At 32.8% G+C, this 16,700-nt stretch carries 20 protein-coding genes; 3 read left to right on the top strand and 17 right to left on the bottom strand.

Annotation, left to right across the window (positions count from 1 at the left end; genetic code table 11):
- Positions 1 to 98: 98 nt before the first annotated feature.
- On the bottom strand, positions 99 to 356 hold the full coding sequence (locus GIY83_RS08010) for a hypothetical protein (RefSeq protein WP_194614566.1): 258 nt from the start codon (positions 354 to 356) through the stop codon (positions 99 to 101).
- 578 nt (positions 357 to 934) lie between these two features.
- Here GIY83_RS08010 and GIY83_RS08015 point away from each other — a divergent pair.
- On the top strand, positions 935 to 1,810 hold the full coding sequence (locus tag GIY83_RS08015; RefSeq protein WP_194614567.1) for a cupin-like domain-containing protein: 876 nt from the start codon (positions 935 to 937) through the stop codon (positions 1,808 to 1,810).
- Positions 1,811 to 1,970: 160 nt separating this feature from the next.
- Complete coding sequence (gene tnpA, locus GIY83_RS08020; protein ID WP_194620508.1) at positions 1,971 to 2,408, top strand: IS200/IS605 family transposase; 438 nt, start codon at positions 1,971 to 1,973, stop codon at positions 2,406 to 2,408.
- 63 nt (positions 2,409 to 2,471) lie between these two features.
- Here tnpA and GIY83_RS08025 read toward each other — a convergent pair whose 3' ends face one another.
- The 3 genes from GIY83_RS08025 to GIY83_RS08035 form a co-directional block, all read right to left on the bottom strand.
- Entirely contained in the window at positions 2,472 to 4,034 is a 1,563-nt protein-coding gene (locus GIY83_RS08025; protein WP_229029247.1) for a serine hydrolase, read from the bottom strand.
- 283 nt (positions 4,035 to 4,317) lie between these two features.
- Complete coding sequence (locus GIY83_RS08030) at positions 4,318 to 5,133, bottom strand: hypothetical protein (RefSeq protein ID WP_194614569.1); 816 nt, start codon at positions 5,131 to 5,133, stop codon at positions 4,318 to 4,320.
- Between the two features lie 165 nt (positions 5,134 to 5,298).
- Positions 5,299 to 6,375, bottom strand: coding sequence for a calcium:proton antiporter (locus GIY83_RS08035; RefSeq protein ID WP_194614570.1), 1,077 nt, complete (start codon positions 6,373 to 6,375; stop codon positions 5,299 to 5,301).
- 190 nt (positions 6,376 to 6,565) lie between these two features.
- Between GIY83_RS08035 and GIY83_RS08040 the strand changes: the two genes are divergently transcribed.
- Entirely contained in the window at positions 6,566 to 7,636 is a 1,071-nt protein-coding gene (locus GIY83_RS08040; protein ID WP_208686225.1) for a serine hydrolase, read from the top strand.
- 40 nt (positions 7,637 to 7,676) lie between these two features.
- Here GIY83_RS08040 and GIY83_RS08045 read toward each other — a convergent pair whose 3' ends face one another.
- The 13 genes from GIY83_RS08045 to GIY83_RS08105 all read right to left on the bottom strand — a co-directional run bounded on the left by GIY83_RS08045 (position 7,677) and on the right by GIY83_RS08105 (position 16,688).
- On the bottom strand, positions 7,677 to 7,967 hold the full coding sequence (locus tag GIY83_RS08045; protein ID WP_194614572.1) for a hypothetical protein: 291 nt from the start codon (positions 7,965 to 7,967) through the stop codon (positions 7,677 to 7,679).
- 11 nt (positions 7,968 to 7,978) lie between these two features.
- Positions 7,979 to 8,398: a VOC family protein gene (locus tag GIY83_RS08050; RefSeq protein WP_194614573.1), complete on the bottom strand. Its 420-nt coding sequence runs from the start codon at positions 8,396 to 8,398 to the stop codon at positions 7,979 to 7,981.
- A gap of 61 nt (positions 8,399 to 8,459) precedes the next feature.
- Positions 8,460 to 8,834: a hypothetical protein gene (locus GIY83_RS08055; protein ID WP_208686226.1), complete on the bottom strand. Its 375-nt coding sequence runs from the start codon at positions 8,832 to 8,834 to the stop codon at positions 8,460 to 8,462.
- A gap of 31 nt (positions 8,835 to 8,865) precedes the next feature.
- Complete coding sequence (locus GIY83_RS08060) at positions 8,866 to 9,369, bottom strand: endonuclease V (RefSeq protein WP_194614575.1); 504 nt, start codon at positions 9,367 to 9,369, stop codon at positions 8,866 to 8,868.
- 28 nt (positions 9,370 to 9,397) lie between these two features.
- On the bottom strand, positions 9,398 to 9,991 hold the full coding sequence (locus GIY83_RS08065) for a YdeI family protein (protein ID WP_208686228.1): 594 nt from the start codon (positions 9,989 to 9,991) through the stop codon (positions 9,398 to 9,400).
- A 20-nt stretch (positions 9,992 to 10,011) separates the two neighbouring features.
- Entirely contained in the window at positions 10,012 to 10,569 is a 558-nt protein-coding gene (locus GIY83_RS08070) for a DUF4256 domain-containing protein (protein WP_208686231.1), read from the bottom strand.
- A gap of 10 nt (positions 10,570 to 10,579) precedes the next feature.
- Entirely contained in the window at positions 10,580 to 10,963 is a 384-nt protein-coding gene (locus GIY83_RS08075; protein ID WP_208686233.1) for a DoxX family protein, read from the bottom strand.
- Positions 10,964 to 10,969: 6 nt separating this feature from the next.
- Positions 10,970 to 11,437 carry an SRPBCC domain-containing protein gene (locus tag GIY83_RS08080; RefSeq protein ID WP_208686235.1) on the bottom strand — a complete coding sequence of 156 codons (468 nt, stop codon included), beginning with the start codon at positions 11,435 to 11,437 and terminating at the stop codon, positions 10,970 to 10,972.
- A gap of 6 nt (positions 11,438 to 11,443) precedes the next feature.
- Positions 11,444 to 11,767, bottom strand: coding sequence for a helix-turn-helix transcriptional regulator (locus GIY83_RS08085; RefSeq protein WP_194614580.1), 324 nt, complete (start codon positions 11,765 to 11,767; stop codon positions 11,444 to 11,446).
- 192 nt (positions 11,768 to 11,959) lie between these two features.
- Positions 11,960 to 12,871 carry a leucine-rich repeat domain-containing protein gene (locus tag GIY83_RS08090; protein WP_208686237.1) on the bottom strand — a complete coding sequence of 304 codons (912 nt, stop codon included), beginning with the start codon at positions 12,869 to 12,871 and terminating at the stop codon, positions 11,960 to 11,962.
- A gap of 146 nt (positions 12,872 to 13,017) precedes the next feature.
- Positions 13,018 to 14,604, bottom strand: coding sequence for a ribosomal protection-like ABC-F family protein (abc-f, locus tag GIY83_RS08095; RefSeq protein ID WP_208686240.1), 1,587 nt, complete (start codon positions 14,602 to 14,604; stop codon positions 13,018 to 13,020).
- Between the two features lie 266 nt (positions 14,605 to 14,870).
- Entirely contained in the window at positions 14,871 to 15,239 is a 369-nt protein-coding gene (locus GIY83_RS08100; RefSeq protein ID WP_194614583.1) for a hypothetical protein, read from the bottom strand.
- A 516-nt stretch (positions 15,240 to 15,755) separates the two neighbouring features.
- Positions 15,756 to 16,688 carry a transglutaminase gene (locus GIY83_RS08105; protein WP_194614584.1) on the bottom strand — a complete coding sequence of 311 codons (933 nt, stop codon included), beginning with the start codon at positions 16,686 to 16,688 and terminating at the stop codon, positions 15,756 to 15,758.
- Positions 16,689 to 16,700 lie beyond the last annotated feature (12 nt).

Consider the following 16,700-nt stretch of genomic DNA (forward strand, 5'->3'; position numbering starts at 1 on the left):
TTCAGATTTTGAAAGACAAGTGGAAAAGAAGCATAAATTTTAAAACTCCAAAGACATTACGATTTTGGAGTTTTTTATTGGTATCATCTCAGAAAATTTTACAGATTTCTGGATTTGATTTCTTTGTTCAATAAACTTAAATTGATCAAAATAGGAACAAAAGTTATAGGTAATGTAAAAATTGGGATAAATGTTGCGATCGAAACGCTTTTAAAGCCTTTTACATTAAAAATATAGACTACAATAGCAATGGCTAATATAAAAATTACGGCAAAGCCAATCGAAACCCCCTTAAATAAATCTCTCTTTTTTATCAATTTTTCGTTTGTTAGTTCTTCGTAAGTATTTTTCTTCATAGTTTAGTTTGGTTAATTTATAATGGAAATTTTGTTTGGTCTTTTTAGTGGTTTTTGATTTAAACTTTTACTAATCCGTTTATAACAGCCGTTACTTCAGCATATTCAACTTAGATTGGTGTTATAAATAGATTTCTTTGTGGCTAATATAATATTTTTTTCAAGACTATTTTAGTAACTTTTTTGAATTTGAAACAGGAAATTTTACTTACTTATTTCATTTAATTTTTTTGTTTAAAACCTATACAAAAGTTCATCGCACAGTTTTGTAAAAAACTATTTATCTACACGGTTTTTTTTAAGCAAATACAATAAAAGAGCAATATTTATTCAAAAATATTGTTTTATAAAGATCTCAATGTTTGATAATTTTTGCAGGTTATTAGTAGAAAAATTGACCGAAATAAAATGCCTTATATCGAAAGAAAAATGTGGGTACTGTTTTAATGGAGAATGTTTATCTTTACTATGAAAAGTCCTATAATAAAATTCACGATATTCATTATCAGCTTATACCTAATAATTAATTTATAGAACTTATTTATTGTATCAACATATAATTTTAAAACCTATCGCACATGGCATTTGATCATTATATACAGATAGAAAGGGTTGAAAAACTTACCAAAAAAGAATTCATAGAAAATTATTACAAGCCACAAAAGCCCGTTATAATTACAAAACAAATAGAAGACTGGCCCGCTTTTACCAAATGGAATCTGGAATTTATCAGAGAAGTTGCCGGAGATAAAACCGTGCCTTTATACGATAGCCGTAAAACCGATTACACCAAAAAAGTGAATGAACCGGATTTTGAAATGACGATGTCTGAATACATTGATATTCTGGAAAAAGGTCCAACAGATCTGCGTATCTTTTTATACAATCTCATGAAAGATGTTCCGTCTATGAAGTCCGATATGCAGTGGCCACGCTTGGGAATAAGGTTACTTAAGAGCATGCCGCTTGTGTTTTTTGGCGGTCAGGATGCCAAGGTATTCATGCATTATGATATTGATTTCCCTAATATTTTTCATGTGCATTTCGATGGTCAAAAACAATGCGTTCTGGTAGATCCCAAAGAGACAAAATATATGTACCGACTGCCATATTCATGGTTATGCAATGAGGATATTGATTTTGATAATCCTGATTTTGAACGTTTTCCCGCACTTAGAAAAGTTACACCTTATATCGCTAATCTTAATCATGGTGAAATGCTCTATATGCCGGAAGGTTGGTGGCATTACATGAAGTACCTTACGCCTGGTTTTTCGCTTAGTTTAAGATCCCTGGCGGGAAGACCATCCAATTTATGGAAAGGCTTTGCTAACGTCGCCATTATTAGATATTACGATAACTGGATGCGAAAAAGAAAAGGTCAGGAATGGCTGGATTATAAAGATGCGGAATCTATCCGCAGGACAAATGCAGAATTAGAAGCTGCAGAATAACAAGTGAAAGCTTTGGAATATAAATAACCACAAAAAAACTCCATTATTTCTAATGGAGTTTTTTTGTTTAAAAAGCTTTTATTGGTCTCAGATTCGGGTTTAAAACCCTGCAATTTATTGCAGTACTTTAGTAATGCGAAAAAATCTTTATCTTTAGATTATGAGTACAGATATAAGAAAAGGTTCGCATACAGTAAGCAGATTAACCTGTCATGTTGTTTGGGTTACCAAGTATAGATTTAAAGTTTTGAAAGGCGATGTTCAAAAGCGTTGTCGTGAACTTTTAATACAAATATGTGAAGCAGAAGGTATTGAGATTTTAAAAGGAGTTGTGAGTTCAGATCATGTGCATATGCATATCGAATATGCGCCAAAGCAGAATGTCAGCACAATTTTGAAAAGTTTAAAAGGAAGAACATCACGAAAGTTGCAAATGGAATTTCCAGAACTTCAAGCCCGCTATTGGGGTCAGCATTTTTGGGCAAGTGGCTATGGAGTTTGGAGCACAGGAAATATTACCGATGAAATGGTAAATGATTATCTAGAACATCACAGAAGAAAAGAAGGAGATGATAATTCAAATTTCATTCTTGAATGAAATAGAAAGAGGGACTTTCAGTCCCTCGTAAAACAAACCTCTGCACTTTCAGTGCAGAGTGGTTTAGTTTTCTACTCTTTTAAAGTTTAAATCCTGAAAGTCAAAACTAAAATCAATATTTGGAGAGATTCCTTTCATCTTAAGAGATTGGGCTTTACCTTTTTCATCAGGTGAAAACGTTGCAAAAGCATCACAATTCATCGCTTGGTATTCCCATTTTACAGCGAATGTATTGGCATCATAAAAAGCGAGAGGGCCGTTTAATTTTGGCGAACGCAGACATTTGATCCACAATTGCTTGCCTTTTAGAAATACTTCTGCTTTTCCAAACCAGCTATCTTCATAAATACCAATAAAATCTTCATTTTTTACTTTGGTGTTTTTTACCGAAACTACCTTTTTCCATGCATTTATAGTTACATCATCACTTGTATTTTTATCCTGATTCATCCATTCTGCCATTTTATCTGTCCAGCCAAAATCATCCAAACCTAAATAACTATCTGCAACGGTATTTGATACCGCCATAAAAAGACCGGCACCACCATCTTGCGTATTGGTTAAAACAACAATTCCTAAGTTCAAATCAGGAAACATGGTTACTATAGACAACATTCCCGGCAAACCGCCCGTGTGTTCTATTTTAAGATTTCCTTTCGCATCTGATATTCCCCATCCTAAACCATAACCATTAAAATGAGAATTGTATCTGGGATTAGGATCTGCAGACATAACTGTATGTATGCGCCACATTTCGTCATGGTTTTTTAAAGAGAACAACGACGATTTCAAATCCTCGCCGTATTTACCTTTGTTTAAGCGTGTAATCATCCATTTTGACATATCAGCAACATTTGAGTAAATACCTCCTGCAGCACTTGCCGTTGCTATGTTGTAAAAATCGATAGTTTTAATCGTTCCGGATGTTGAAGAATGGGGAACAGCAAGATTGCTTTTATCTTTTAATAAACTTCCGGCAAAAGTACGATTCATCTGTAAAGGTGTAATAATTCTTTGTTGTACAAATTGGTCATAACTCATACCACTAACTTTTGCAATTACCTCACCTGCAACTATATACAATAAATTATCATAATCAAATTGAGTTCTGAAAGCTGAAACAGGTTTAAAATACTGAAAACTAGTCATTACATCTTTTGCAGTAAAGTCAGATCCGTCAGGAAAAAACATCAAATCACCAACACCTAATCCAAGTCCGCTGCGATGCGTTAATAAATCCTGTATGTTAAAGTTCTCTGTTACATAATCATTATACATTTTAAATTCCGGAAGGTAATCTTTTACTTTATCCGTCCATTTCAATTTACCTTCATCTTCTAAAATAGAAAGCGCAGCGGTTGTAAAAGCTTTAGTATTAGAGGCTATCTGAAAATTAGTGTATTCGTCTACAGGCTTTTTTGTTTCGATAGAACTAACGCCATATCCTTTGGAGTGTATTATTTTTCCATCTTTAACAATAGCAATTGATGCTCCTGCCACTTTAAACTTTTGTAAAGCATTTTGCATGACCGAATCAATTTTTGCAGATGATAATTGAGCAAATGCCGTTGTTGAAGCCAAACAAACAAAGAGTACCGAAGCGAAACAAATTCTCACTTTTTTCATATTAATTTTATTTTTGGTGGGTTAATAGCGTTATTCCTAAAACATTAAAAAACGGCATCAATATTCTTAAATTACAGGTAATTTTCTCCTTTAAATTAACATTTATTGCTAGCGAATATAAGAAATATCTTTAATCATAATAATGAATCTATTTAAGTTAATGTAAGAGTTATTAACAACAGTTTTGTACACTTATAAATAACGACTAAAAAAAGAAAGCCTTCAAAATCATCAATTTTGAAGGCTTTCTTTTTATTAGATACTTTAAACTATTGTTTATTTTTTAGCGAGCAGTTCCCTGATGCTGCAAAACATATTTATTATCAATTAACTCATTTACTATATTTAAGGCAGTTTTATCTGCACTTATTCTATATTGTATATTTGCTCCTGAACTTTCATATTTTATTTTAAATACTTTATTATCAAAAGTGATAAGTTCTTCGTACAAAAACTTATCATAACCAGGATGTTTACTGCTCATGTTGTACCAGGTTGCGATCAAATTCTGGTCTAAATCATAAACTTCGTATTTCTGTACTCCTAATGCTGTTGTCGAAACAATTTTTATATATCCAATTTTTTTATTATTAGGATCTTTAGTTATTGCGCTATAGATAACACCCGCATCATCTATTGCAACCTGATAACCTTCAATTCTTTTCTGCTTTCCATTTGCGGCATTTGCCTCTTCTTTAATTTTATTACCAACACCAGAAGATTCTCCGTTTATAAAATTTTCGATAGCTTCAGTATTTAAACCATCTGCACTTACAAAACCTTTATCAATAAAAGCTTCAATAACACTTTTTTGTTGGTTTAACGGGTTAAACTTCTTATAATCAACTTCATTCGTTTTTCCCGATTTTGCACTTTTTAGAATCATCCATCTTTTACCTGTAGATTCTAAAAACTTTAATTCGGCACTAACAGAATACTGCTTGTCTAAACTTAAAATTTGAAGATTCGGTTTTTTACCTTCAATATAAGCTACTGCCTTGTCATCGAGTTTTATTTCGTCGTTTTTAATTTTAATTTCCTGCGCAAAAGCACAAACTGTTAGCAATGCCGCCGTAACAGTACAAATTGTTTTTTTCATTTTTAGTTTGGGGTTTTTAATTACACTTGTTATTCTGTCGAAGTAAATGTAATCGATTTTTATGAAGATTTTATAAAACCAAACGCACTAATATTTTAATTTTTTAGTACAAAAAAACTCCATTTTTACAATGGAGTTTTTATAGCTTTTTTTATAAATATTAAATCAAGGATATATCATCAAAAATATAAAAGCAAATAAGTTGACGAGAAGCACCACTCCGTACACTATGTTCGATTTGCCTTTGCTCAAAGATAACATTACTGTAAACACAGATAAAGCCAGCAGAACTATAGATTTAATATCAAGTCCCAGAATAATTGGCATATCCATCATGATACAAACTACTGCTACACTCGGAATAGTTAACCCAATACTTGCTAAAGCAGAACCTAAAGCTAAATTGATACTGGTTTGCAGCCTGTTTTTTCTTGCAGCAATAATAGCAGCAATCGCCTCAGGAAGTAAAATTATTGCAGCAATGACAACCCCAACCAAACTTTTTGGAAGGTGATAACTCACAATAATACTTTCGATAGTAGGAGAGAGTGTTTTGGCTAATAGAACCACAATTCCCAAGCTTACTATCAGGAAAACAAGACTGGTATAAAAGGTTTTATTATCGATTGCTATAGGCTCAACTACATCTTCGTTTTCATCATCGCCAACCGTTAGAAAATATTGCCTGTATCTGCTCGTTTGTGCAAACAAAAAAGAGCCATAAATAACAAGACATGCAATAGAAGCAAAAACAAGCTGTGGTAAGGAGTAATAAGATCCTTTTACACTTTCGGTAAAAGTAGGGAAGACCAATGTAAATACTATAATAGAAACCAGTGAAACCAATGCAATAGTTACAGAAGAAACAGAAAAATTTTGTTCATAGTGTTTCAAACCTCCAATTAGAAGACAAAGACCAATAATACCGTTTAGAATCAGCATCGTAGCAGCATATACGGTATCTCTGGCTAAAGAAGCCGCTTCAGTTCCTTCTGAGAGCATCAAAGATACAATAATCGAAACTTCGATAACAGTTATAGAGATAGCCAAAATAATGGTTCCGTAAGGCTCTCCAACTCTTTCTGCTATTATTTCTGAATGATGAACGGCTGACATAACACTAAGGATAAGCAGTATGCTGGCAATAACCTGAAAAATGCTGCTGTTGTCTACGAGTCCGCTAAAAAAAAGAATCCAGGCAAGTGCCGGAATTATGATGGTCCACTGAAGTAATTGTTTCATAAATATTTTTTTTGCCAATAATTTTACTCTAAAATCGACATTTTAATTTCCCGTAATATAAGACTTTTTACCGCAAGTACCAAAAAGACAGGGGCAATTTCCTAAGAAAACCAGTATCTTTAGTGACTAAATATCTTTTTTTTTTAAAGTTTAGTGCATTATTTTTTTAACCAAAAGCAAACCTGTAGACATGAAAAATAGTTGCCTTTTTTATATTTTACTATTCATAAATATCTTTGGAATATCAGGACAAACTGAAAATAAAATCCACGATTCTCTTTTACGCCAGATGACAGATTCTATTTCGGGTAATCACTATAAAGCTATTCATAGCGTACTTATTTCAAGGAATGATCAAGTAGTGTATGAACAATATTTTAATGGTTATAAAAGAGATTCACTTCACGATTCCCGCTCGTCTTTTAAATCAATAACAAGTTTACTGGTTGGAATAGCGATTGATAAAGGATTTATAAAAAATGTAGACCAGAAAGTTTACGAGTTTTTTCCGGAATACCCATTTCTAAAAACAGATAAATTAAAAAAACTCATAACAATCAAAAATCTAGTTGAAATGAAATCAGGTTTTGATTGCGAGGAATTTAATGATACCAAAGATTGTGAAAACGAAATGAGTTTAAGCAAAAACTGGGTAGAGTACTCATTGAATCTTCCTATGAAAGACAAACCCGGCGAAGTATGGGCATATACGTCGATAGATCCGGTAATCCTAAGCGGGGTAATACGTAAAGCAACAAATATGTCTGTAATGGATTTTGCCAAAAAATATTTATTTGATCCTCTTGAAATTTCACATTATAAATGGACAATTGACCCAAGCGGAAACGGTATGACGGCAGGATCATTCTACATCAGGCCAATAGATATGCTAAAAATAGGACAACTGGTAAAAAACAAAGGTGTTTGGGAACATAAACAGATCATTTCTAAAAAATGGATTTTAGAATCTACTCTTTGTGATATTACAATTCCTGATTTTTCGTTTATGAAATCCAGCAGAAGTAAATTAGGATCTCCACAACCTGCTAATTATGGTTATTATTGGTACAAAGAAATCTTGAAAACAAAGGATATACAAGAAAACTTACTCTTTGCGTCCGGTAATGGCGGGCAATATATTTTTATCGTAGAAAATTTAAATTTAACTATTGTTTTCACGCAAGGAAACTACGGATCTTTTAAAGCAAAACAAGCTTTCGAAATTATGGCAAAGTATATTTTACCCAATTTTAAAAACTAAAAAGCATACAGTTTAAGAGGCTTAGATTACGTGAAAATTTTCAAACATCCTTACTATCAGAACTTTTACTCAGCCTTACTAACCTGACCATTTGATACATAGCATGATTTTTTAGCGACAAAGAGCGCGCAATTTCAGGAATGGCCTGCATATGTGCTTCGCATAAATAACCAAACTCCAGTTCGGTCATTATTTTGGCATGTCCTGAAATTATTTTACGTATTTCTTCGGTCGTTACAGCAACTTCAACATATACCAAATAAAATCCCTCTGAATAATCTAAAGGCGAAGCTACATTTTTCAGAAAATGATCATAGTTATTATCTTCCATGTGCCGTTATTTTAGATTGGTTCCCAAAGCTCTATTTTATTGCCTTCTGCATCCATAATATGTACAAATTTGCCATAATCATACGTTGCAATCTCACCCAATAAAGTTACGCCATTTTCCTTGAGTTGATTGACAAAACCTTCAATATTCTGAACCGTATAGTTGATCATAAAATCTTTTTTAGAAGGGGAGAAGTATTCATCATCTTTCTTGAAAGGACTCCATTGTACAGAATTTATCTTCTCAGGATTATTAAAATCTCTGGATTCAAAAGTCGCCCCCCATTCATTCACTTCAAAACCTAAGTTTTTGGCATACCATTCTTTCATTTCCTGTTGATTTTCTGAAAAGAAGAAAATGCCTCCAATTCCTGTTACTTTTGGTACTTTATCATTTGAAAGAGCATTTATTTGGTTATCTGAATCTTGCATGATACTTGTTTTAGTTTATATCAAATTTAATAAATTAATTAAAACATAATTCAGTAACTATTTAATCTTTATTACTTTCAAATTCATCTTTGAATTGTTCAACAAGCTCATAAAATATTTGTAATGACCTCAGATGCTGTTCTTTGGTAATATTATGATTAAATACTTCTTCCCAAATTATACTTTCTGGTTCAAACCCTATACTGTAAGCTAAAATCATATTCGCCCATCCTGCAGTTGATTCAAAATAGCCTAATTTATCTGCAACCCAATCAAAAAATGGTTCGTTGATATTTTCAGGAACAATTTTATTATCTATAAGCACTTGATAATAACCCGAAACAAAGTTTTTTATACTTTTAAGATCTGCCTCGCCAGTCCACATAGCTGGCCTTTTTTCTATTTCTTTTAATAATTTATAACATTCTATAATCATACTATTAAAACAATTATTTAATTTTACATTATTACAACTCCTTAGTCAATCGATCCAGTTCTTTTAACAAGGTTGGAAATCTAAATTCTCCGGCCATGCTTGCTACTTTTTCGAAAGCATCGTCTAATGCAATACCAATAGCCGTAACATACAAAGGCTTTTTGCTGTCACCTCTCAAAAGAGCACGTTTGTGTTTTTCGATGGCGGCAAAATTTGTTTTTGCAACACCAATAATCGGAATTTTACTATCTAATTTTTCGTATAAACGCCCACCCAAACCATATTTCTTTTCATCATCTAAATACACAAAACCATCCACAATAATGGCTTCAATGTTATTTAAATCAATCTTATTCAGCAGACTCATAACGCAAGGTAATTCTCTTTTATAAAATTCTCCGGGAATATATTCTTCGACATTCTCGATGATTTCGGTGTGAATTTTGAAATTGTCACTTTGATTCCATTCTGTAAATTCAAGGCAGACTGTCTTTGCTTTTCCGTCATAGTAGTACGTATCGAAGGCTAGTATCATTAATTATAGATTATTTGGGTTAATATATTTATTTTATTTTAAAATCGTCATTCAGTCCCTTTCCTTCCAAAATCTGATCAATAGCTTTCTCCACTCTTGATTCTGTGGTTTTGGATTGTTTTGGAGACGAAAAACGCAGTAAATAAGCTCTTTGGCTTCCGGGAGTTAAAGCTTTGAATGCAGCATCTAATTTTGAATCCTGGTCTAATTTCTTTTGAAATTCTTCTGCGACTTCAAATTCTTTTGTTTTCTTTAACTTCACTTTTAGACCCGCTTTTTCAACCTCAATAGCCTGGTAAATGTATGTTTTTAGAACAGATTTTTGATCTTTAATTTCCTGAAGATTCGTACATCTGATTTGCCTGGCCGCCTGAACATTTTTAGATTGCTGTATCAAAATCCCATCGGTATCGCTTAACAAAGCGCCCTTAAAAAATAAAAAGGCACAATAGTCTTTGAATGAGTGTATTAACACAATATTATTGTTTTGAAGAGTATAACAGGGAGTTCCCCATTTTAGTTCCTCAGTTAACTGACATTCTAATGCAATTTCGCGCAATTCTTCTTGTTCATTTTGCCATTTTTTGGCTTCATCAAAATAAAAATCAACTTTAGGATTCATAACATTTTATTTTAAATGAATTAAACACGCAACGATCCGCGAAAACCTCTTGCAGCATAATAAGAATCTGCTCCGTTATGATACACAAAAACAGTATTGTAGCGAAGATCAGAGAAAAGAGCGCCACCTAATTTCCTTATATCAGAAGGTGTTTCGATCCAGCTCGAGGTTTTACTGTCAAATTTACCCAGTCGCTGCAGTTCTTTGTATTGTTCTTCATTAAGGATTTTAATTCCTATTTCGTCCGCCATATTTATAGCGCTGTCTGCAGGTTTGTTTTCCTTTCTTTTTTCTAAAGCTTCGTGGTCGTAACAAATACTCCTGCGGCCTTTAGGACTTTCGGCTGCACAATCATAAAAAATATATTCATCTGTTTTTTTATCGTAACCAATTACATCCGGTTCTCCTTCCGTTCTTTCCATTTCATCCAGCGACCATAATTTATCCGGATGGGCTTGTAGTTTTGCCAGTACTTTATTCCATTCGATACCTTTATGACGTTGCATATTCTTTTCGAAACGAGCTTCTAAAACAGCAAGCAATTCTTCTTGCTGATCTGTTGATAATTTATTTTTCATAACTTTTATTTTATGATTGAACCGAAATAAGTTTTCTTTCCAGAGGTCTAAAATACCAGGACACAATTGTTAATATAAGTAACAATGTTGGCCCAAAAAGAGCTATAAGAGGATCGCCACAGGCCAAATGAGAAAAAATAGCGCCTGACATTGCAAAAAAGAATCCTGCGTAAGCCCATTCTTTCAGTAAAGTAAATTTAGGAATTAATACAGCGATTACGCCTAATATTTTCCAAATTCCAAGAATGGTCAAAAAATAGAGTGGATACCCCAAATCGTTCATCATATCTACTTCTTCTTTCATTTTTAGTAATTGTACTACTCCGGTTGCTGTCATTCCTAATGCAAGCCAAAGAGTAGCAATCCAATAGATAATTTTATTTCTTTTTGTCATGATGTTTTATTTTAGTTGGTTTACGATATCCTGTAATTTGTTGTGTGCCATATTAATTCCTTGTGCAAAAGGCAATTTTAACATTTGATCCCTAAGATCGACTGATTTATAAATAACATGCATCGTCAGTTTACTCGTTTCCTCAGAAACTGATTCGAAATCTAAAAATTCAAGCTGAGCGGCAAAAGGGGAGTTCTCCATTTCAAATGTTCGTGTAATTCTCTCATTTGGACTATATTCATGAATTACTCCATTGGCTTTAAACACAACATTACCGCGAGGATCACTTGTCTCAAACTGATAACCGCCATATTTCTTATTTTCGAGTTTAAGTACTTTTGTACTCATCCATTGCGCTACAATTTCAGGCTCGGTATACGCTTTGAAAAGCAATTCTAACGGAAGATCAAATTCTCTTGTAATTACAAGATCCTGCTGACCATCTTTGGCATTAATTTTTGTTTTTAATTCCATAGTAGTTTATTGTTTAGGTTTGTAGTTTTTCATTATACTTTCTAATTTATTAAATCGATCGTCCCACATTTGGCGAAAAGGTTCAATAAAATCTGCTACTTCTTTCATTTTTTTCGCATTGGTGAGATAATAAATTTCCCTACCATTTTGATGCTGACTCAGCAATTCACATTCTGTAAGGATCTGAATATGTTTTGAAATCGTCTGTCGTGACGAATCGAAATTTTCTGCTATAACACCGGGTGTCATCGCTTGTATCGCAACTAAACTTAATATTGCCCTGCGGGTAGGGTCGGCTATGGCCTGAAATACATCTCTACGAATTTCCATTGTGCAGTTATTTGACTGCAAATATAATGCAGTTATTTGACTGCGCAAATTTTAAACAGCTTTTATTTACTAATAGTCAACTACTTAAAATAAAAACATTTAAAAATGAATTATTTTTGAAAGTGATTAGAATAAAAAACCCCTAAAGTTTATTAGACTTCAGAGGCTTTAAAAGGCTGTTCTTTCTAGTTTTTATCTTTCGCAAAAACATTTTTCATTTATATCCAAAAGTTGGCTTTCTTTAGATGTCCATTCAATTTTACACTCTTTTGGTAAAGAATTGGTTATGTCATTTTTCTCTTTTTCACTCAAATCATCTTCAGAGATCCAAACGTTAGTTAGTTTTGATTTCTTTAAACCAGATGGAATTGATCTCAAATTCATGCCAACGAGATACAAATTCTGTAGATTTTTTAGTTTGGCAATCTCTTTTGGCAGAACTGCAATTTTTGTTTTGGTTAATTCTAAACTTTCAAGTTCAGTAAGTTTTAGAATTTCTTCAGGAAAAGTCTCGATTGGTAAACCTTTCAAAGAAAGAATTTTTATTTTTTTTAAATTTTCGAAACTTGCAGGTAATTGTGTTATTTCGTTGTAACCAATATTAAGGTATTGTATCTCATTGTTTACAGGAATGACAGGTAATTTAGTTAATTTATTTCCGCAAATGCCAACCGATTGTAGGGTAGGGTTTGAAAAAAAAAGTTCTGGTAATACTGATAATCCACAATTATAGATATAGACTTTTTTTAAGGCTTTTAGTGCTGTAAAGTTTGAAGGAAGCGAACTCAGATACCAGGAGTAACTAATAGTAATGGTTTCTAAATTGGCAAAATTCTCAAAATCTCTTGATTGAGAAACACCTTTAGAAAAATGAAGATTTAAATTGACCAGATTCGGAAAATAAGTTTTACTTCTTAAAAAATCATTTGCATCTGATTTTTCTATATCCAACGTTTTTACATCATTAGCTCTTTCCAGTGCAACAGAATAGGTAGTGTAATAACCATTTCCATTTCGCGTATCATCTTCAGCAACAACATCATATATTTGCCCTGAGACATTACAGGTGATCATAAAATAAACCAGAATTAGTGCGTTTTTCATCGATTTTTAAATTATAAGTACTAATTAAACACTGTAAATATAATTTTAAATACTAGATATTTCCCTGCTGTAAAATTTATTTTTTATTGTTTAAAAACCTTTCAAAATTCTCTGATCCTGAAAGGTTTCATGAAAATTGACAGCCTTTAAAGTACAATAGTTCTTTCTGTATTAATTTCTTCCAGAAAAGACTCATCATGAGAAACCACAATTAGTGTTCCCTGATATTCATTGATGGCTGCAGTAAGGATTTCAACATTCTGAATATCCAGATTATTTGTAGGTTCGTCTAATATGATGATGTCTGGCGATTCGTTTTTAATCGTTAAGCAACAAAGCATCAATCGCATTTTTTCGCCTCCACTTAAAGCACTACAAGGTTTATCCCAGTATTCTTTATCGAATAAAAAGCGATTTAACCTCATTTTGATCTCATGTTCTTCTAAGCCCGAAGCATTAAATTGCTGTGCCTGATCGTAAACTTTGAGTTTATTATTAATAAGGGAATAATCCTGATCGATATAAACCGATTTATTCTCTGCAGTATACACCGTTCCCGACTTTGGGGTCAATTTTCCTAATATAATTTTAATAAGGGTGGTTTTACCTGATCCGTTCTTTCCATTAAGCGCAATTCTTTCTCCGCTTGTGATTTCTACACTTAAATCTTTCTTCCAAAGTAATTCCTCTTTATAGCTAAAGTTAAGGGCATTTGCCTTAAAAAGAATCTTGCCTTTGTGTAAAACCGAATCATCAAAGCCAAATTTCATCTGATCGATATCGGGCAGGGCAGAGCGTAGTTCACGTAATTCTTTCGAAATACCATCTATTTTTTCTACATGAACACTTTTGAGTTTCGAAGAACTATTTTCGGCGTTATTACGCAATGTATTCATCATAATACGTGCAACACCCGATTTTTCCTGTTTCTTTTTGCCTCTTGCATCCAGTTTTTGCTGCCTTTCCAGAGTTTCACGTTCTTTTTCTTTGGCTTTTTTCAAGGCTTTCTCTTTACTTTGTAAATCCTGGTTTAAAGCATTATTTTCAACTTGTTTCTGCTCAGCATAAAAATCGTAATTCCCACCATAAATAGTAATCCCGCGTTTACTTAGTTCGTATACGATATTTAAAAGATTGAGCAGTTTTCGATCATGACTTACAATAATTAAACTACTGTTTGTAGAGGTAATAAAGTGATACAACAATTCTCTTGTTGCTTTGTCAAGATGATTACTGGGTTCATCAAGCAAAACCAATTCCGGTTCGTGAATTAAAATACCCGCCAGGAAAACTTTTGTTTTTTGTCCTCCGCTTAAGTTTTCAATTTTTTGGGTCAAATCCAGATCAGATAATTGCCAATACTTTAACGCATTGTTGCAACGTTCCTCAATAGTCCAGTCATCATTTAGGACAGTCAGATTTTCTTCAGTAACATTCCCATCCAGAATTTCTTTAAAAGCATTGAGCTTATCATGAACGCGTAAAGCTTCGGAAATTGTAAAATGATTGTATTGTCCAAAAATTTGCGGAATGTAATAAGGTTCAGAATTCACTCTTAAATCTCCGTTTGATGGCTGTAATTCGCCCGCAATGATTTTTAACAAGGTCGATTTTCCTACTCCGTTATTACCAATTAGCGCTATTTTTTCCTGATTATTTACTGTAAAACTAATATTGTCAAACAATAAATCACTGTTGTTGTGTTTATATGAAATGTTTTGTAGAGTAAGCATAATTTCTTTCTATAAAGATGAATAAATAGAGTAACCGCGATTGCCGTTTACTCTTTAAATTGCCTGAAAGAAATTATTTTTCACATAAAATACTGCGTTTATTTAAGATGGCAAAGATACAATTTGCGTTTTATTTCTACTAAAAAAAGAAGAAATTAATAAAATGATTCAATTTAAAACATTCAAAGAATGATACGTTCGCTCTAAAATAAAAAAACCACGCTGCAGTTATTACAGAGTGGTTTTTATAATTATAAAAACTCAGTTTATATTTTTTTGAGTGTAATTTTCATCTCTTTGCTGTCTAATATCAGTTGATCATCTGTTATAATGCTTTCACAAGGATATGGGGTTCCCGTTTCATCTTTTATCACTAAGCTCTTTCCGCCTTTTGTCAATGCAAAAGTACCATTATTTATTTCATTTTGTAAATATCCTGTTACGTGACCATCTTCTGTAAAAGTCAGCGTTCCGTTAGTCAGAATCACATTTTTTAAAGAATCAGAAAGCGGTATTTTAGGTTCAACAGCAGTGATTTTCCAAGAGTTTACCAGTTTATTGCGACCTTTATGGCATGAAATCATTAATACTGCTAATAATGCAATTGCGAAGATAAATAAGTTAGATTTTCTCATGATTTTGTGATTAAAGTTAGACAAGAGAAAATTACAAAATTATTTTTAATTAAAAATCTAAAAATCAAATATTTACAAATTAATAAGTAATTAAACTTACAAAATAGTATTTAGATTGCGGATTTTAGAATTTAGATTAGAAAATAATTTAACCGCAATCCCGCGATAGCTATCGGGAGCAAAGGAATTATAAATATAATTTTTTATAAAATGCAAAGATCGCAACGCATTACCACATCACCCGTATCCATTGTAGAGACTCAAAGCAGTGCCTTTACGTCAGGTATAAGACGCATTGCTACGCGTCCTACGTTAAAACTGGTGTTATTAGAAAATCTGAGATTTGGATTTTCAGGAACCTGAAATTTGGAATTTAATACCGAAAATTTGCGATTAGAATTAAAAAAAATCCGTGTCAAACCCGTTCAATCCTCCAAATCTTCGGGCAAAAAATATTCGTCTCTACAGAAAACCTTTAAACCTTTGCCACTTTGTCCCTTTGAACCTCAAAAAAAACTATTTCAAAGTCAACGCCCCCAAGATTTCTTCGTACATAAATGGTCCACCAGGATATTTGGCAGTATAATCAAGGTTCATCCAGACCTGACCGCGTTCATCGATATGATAATGAATCTTTTTACCGTAACTTTCTTTTACAAAAAGTACATTCTTGATTAAATAATTGACCTTTTCCAGATCGATCATAGAACCAATCAGGATTTCGGGATAAATATGTCCTTTAGTATGAATTAGCCTTGGAGTTCCGCCAATAGATCGAATCGCAGCAGCCATTAAAATAGAATGGTCATCACAATCACCCGAAAAATATTCTAATGATTCGCTCGCCGTAGCAATATAATCGCCTTCTTTGGGATCGTTTACATAATTCCAGCGGCTATTAATCTCTTTAAACACAGCAAAACACTGAATAATGGTTCTGTAATCAGAATATCCTTTTATGCCTTTAAAATGCTTTGTCGTAGCCATTATAGCGAAATTTCGAACCTTTGGATTCTGATACTCGATGGCATTGATGATTTTTGATTTATTAGGAAACGGAAGAAGCTTTGCCACAATAATATCCTGCGGAAAAGGATTATCAGACATGGTATAAATCATCGAATTATAATCTTCGGAGATTTCGCTAAAACCATAATTCCCTATAACACTTCCGTAAATTAAAACCAATAAATACAATGCTATACATAAAAGTATTATGGTTCGAAGGTACATTAACAGAAAGAAAATGGCAGCAAAAACAAATATGAAGATAAATACACGATCGAGATTAAAAGCCCACTCTAAATCGATCAGGTTTTGATGCAGTATGATAAAAATCGGGATCGTAATCAAAAGACTCAACAGCATAATAATAATCCTGTCCCAGGGAGATTTCACCTGTAGTTTGGATTTTAATTGCGGAAAGTCAATTTTAGGGAATTTTATCATAAGAATTCAAAA

It is taken from the genome of Flavobacterium sp. SLB02 (genome assembly GCF_009664855.1).
In the GTDB taxonomy this organism is placed as follows: domain Bacteria; phylum Bacteroidota; class Bacteroidia; order Flavobacteriales; family Flavobacteriaceae; genus Flavobacterium.

Excerpts from the sequence above, each read along its gene's own strand:
- GIY83_RS08010 (WP_194614566.1), bottom strand. The coding sequence starts at position 356 with ATGAAGAAAAATACTTACGAAGAACTAACAAACGAAAAATTGATAAAA.
- GIY83_RS08015 (WP_194614567.1), top strand. The coding sequence starts at position 935 with ATGGCATTTGATCATTATATACAGATAGAAAGGGTTGAAAAACTTACC.
- tnpA (WP_194620508.1), top strand. The coding sequence starts at position 1,971 with ATGAGTACAGATATAAGAAAAGGTTCGCATACAGTAAGCAGATTAACC.
- GIY83_RS08025 (WP_229029247.1), bottom strand. The coding sequence starts at position 4,034 with ATGAAAAAAGTGAGAATTTGTTTCGCTTCGGTACTCTTTGTTTGTTTG.
- GIY83_RS08030 (WP_194614569.1), bottom strand. The coding sequence starts at position 5,133 with ATGAAAAAAACAATTTGTACTGTTACGGCGGCATTGCTAACAGTTTGT.
- GIY83_RS08035 (WP_194614570.1), bottom strand. The coding sequence starts at position 6,375 with ATGAAACAATTACTTCAGTGGACCATCATAATTCCGGCACTTGCCTGG.
- GIY83_RS08040 (WP_208686225.1), top strand. The coding sequence starts at position 6,566 with ATGAAAAATAGTTGCCTTTTTTATATTTTACTATTCATAAATATCTTT.
- GIY83_RS08045 (WP_194614572.1), bottom strand. The coding sequence starts at position 7,967 with ATGGAAGATAATAACTATGATCATTTTCTGAAAAATGTAGCTTCGCCT.
- GIY83_RS08050 (WP_194614573.1), bottom strand. The coding sequence starts at position 8,398 with ATGCAAGATTCAGATAACCAAATAAATGCTCTTTCAAATGATAAAGTA.
- GIY83_RS08055 (WP_208686226.1), bottom strand. The coding sequence starts at position 8,834 with ATGATTATAGAATGTTATAAATTATTAAAAGAAATAGAAAAAAGGCCA.
- GIY83_RS08060 (WP_194614575.1), bottom strand. The coding sequence starts at position 9,369 with ATGATACTAGCCTTCGATACGTACTACTATGACGGAAAAGCAAAGACA.
- GIY83_RS08065 (WP_208686228.1), bottom strand. The coding sequence starts at position 9,991 with ATGAATCCTAAAGTTGATTTTTATTTTGATGAAGCCAAAAAATGGCAA.
- GIY83_RS08070 (WP_208686231.1), bottom strand. The coding sequence starts at position 10,569 with ATGAAAAATAAATTATCAACAGATCAGCAAGAAGAATTGCTTGCTGTT.
- GIY83_RS08075 (WP_208686233.1), bottom strand. The coding sequence starts at position 10,963 with ATGACAAAAAGAAATAAAATTATCTATTGGATTGCTACTCTTTGGCTT.
- GIY83_RS08080 (WP_208686235.1), bottom strand. The coding sequence starts at position 11,437 with ATGGAATTAAAAACAAAAATTAATGCCAAAGATGGTCAGCAGGATCTT.
- GIY83_RS08085 (WP_194614580.1), bottom strand. The coding sequence starts at position 11,767 with ATGGAAATTCGTAGAGATGTATTTCAGGCCATAGCCGACCCTACCCGC.
- GIY83_RS08090 (WP_208686237.1), bottom strand. The coding sequence starts at position 12,871 with ATGAAAAACGCACTAATTCTGGTTTATTTTATGATCACCTGTAATGTC.
- abc-f (WP_208686240.1), bottom strand. The coding sequence starts at position 14,604 with ATGCTTACTCTACAAAACATTTCATATAAACACAACAACAGTGATTTA.
- GIY83_RS08100 (WP_194614583.1), bottom strand. The coding sequence starts at position 15,239 with ATGAGAAAATCTAACTTATTTATCTTCGCAATTGCATTATTAGCAGTA.
- GIY83_RS08105 (WP_194614584.1), bottom strand. The coding sequence starts at position 16,688 with ATGATAAAATTCCCTAAAATTGACTTTCCGCAATTAAAATCCAAACTA.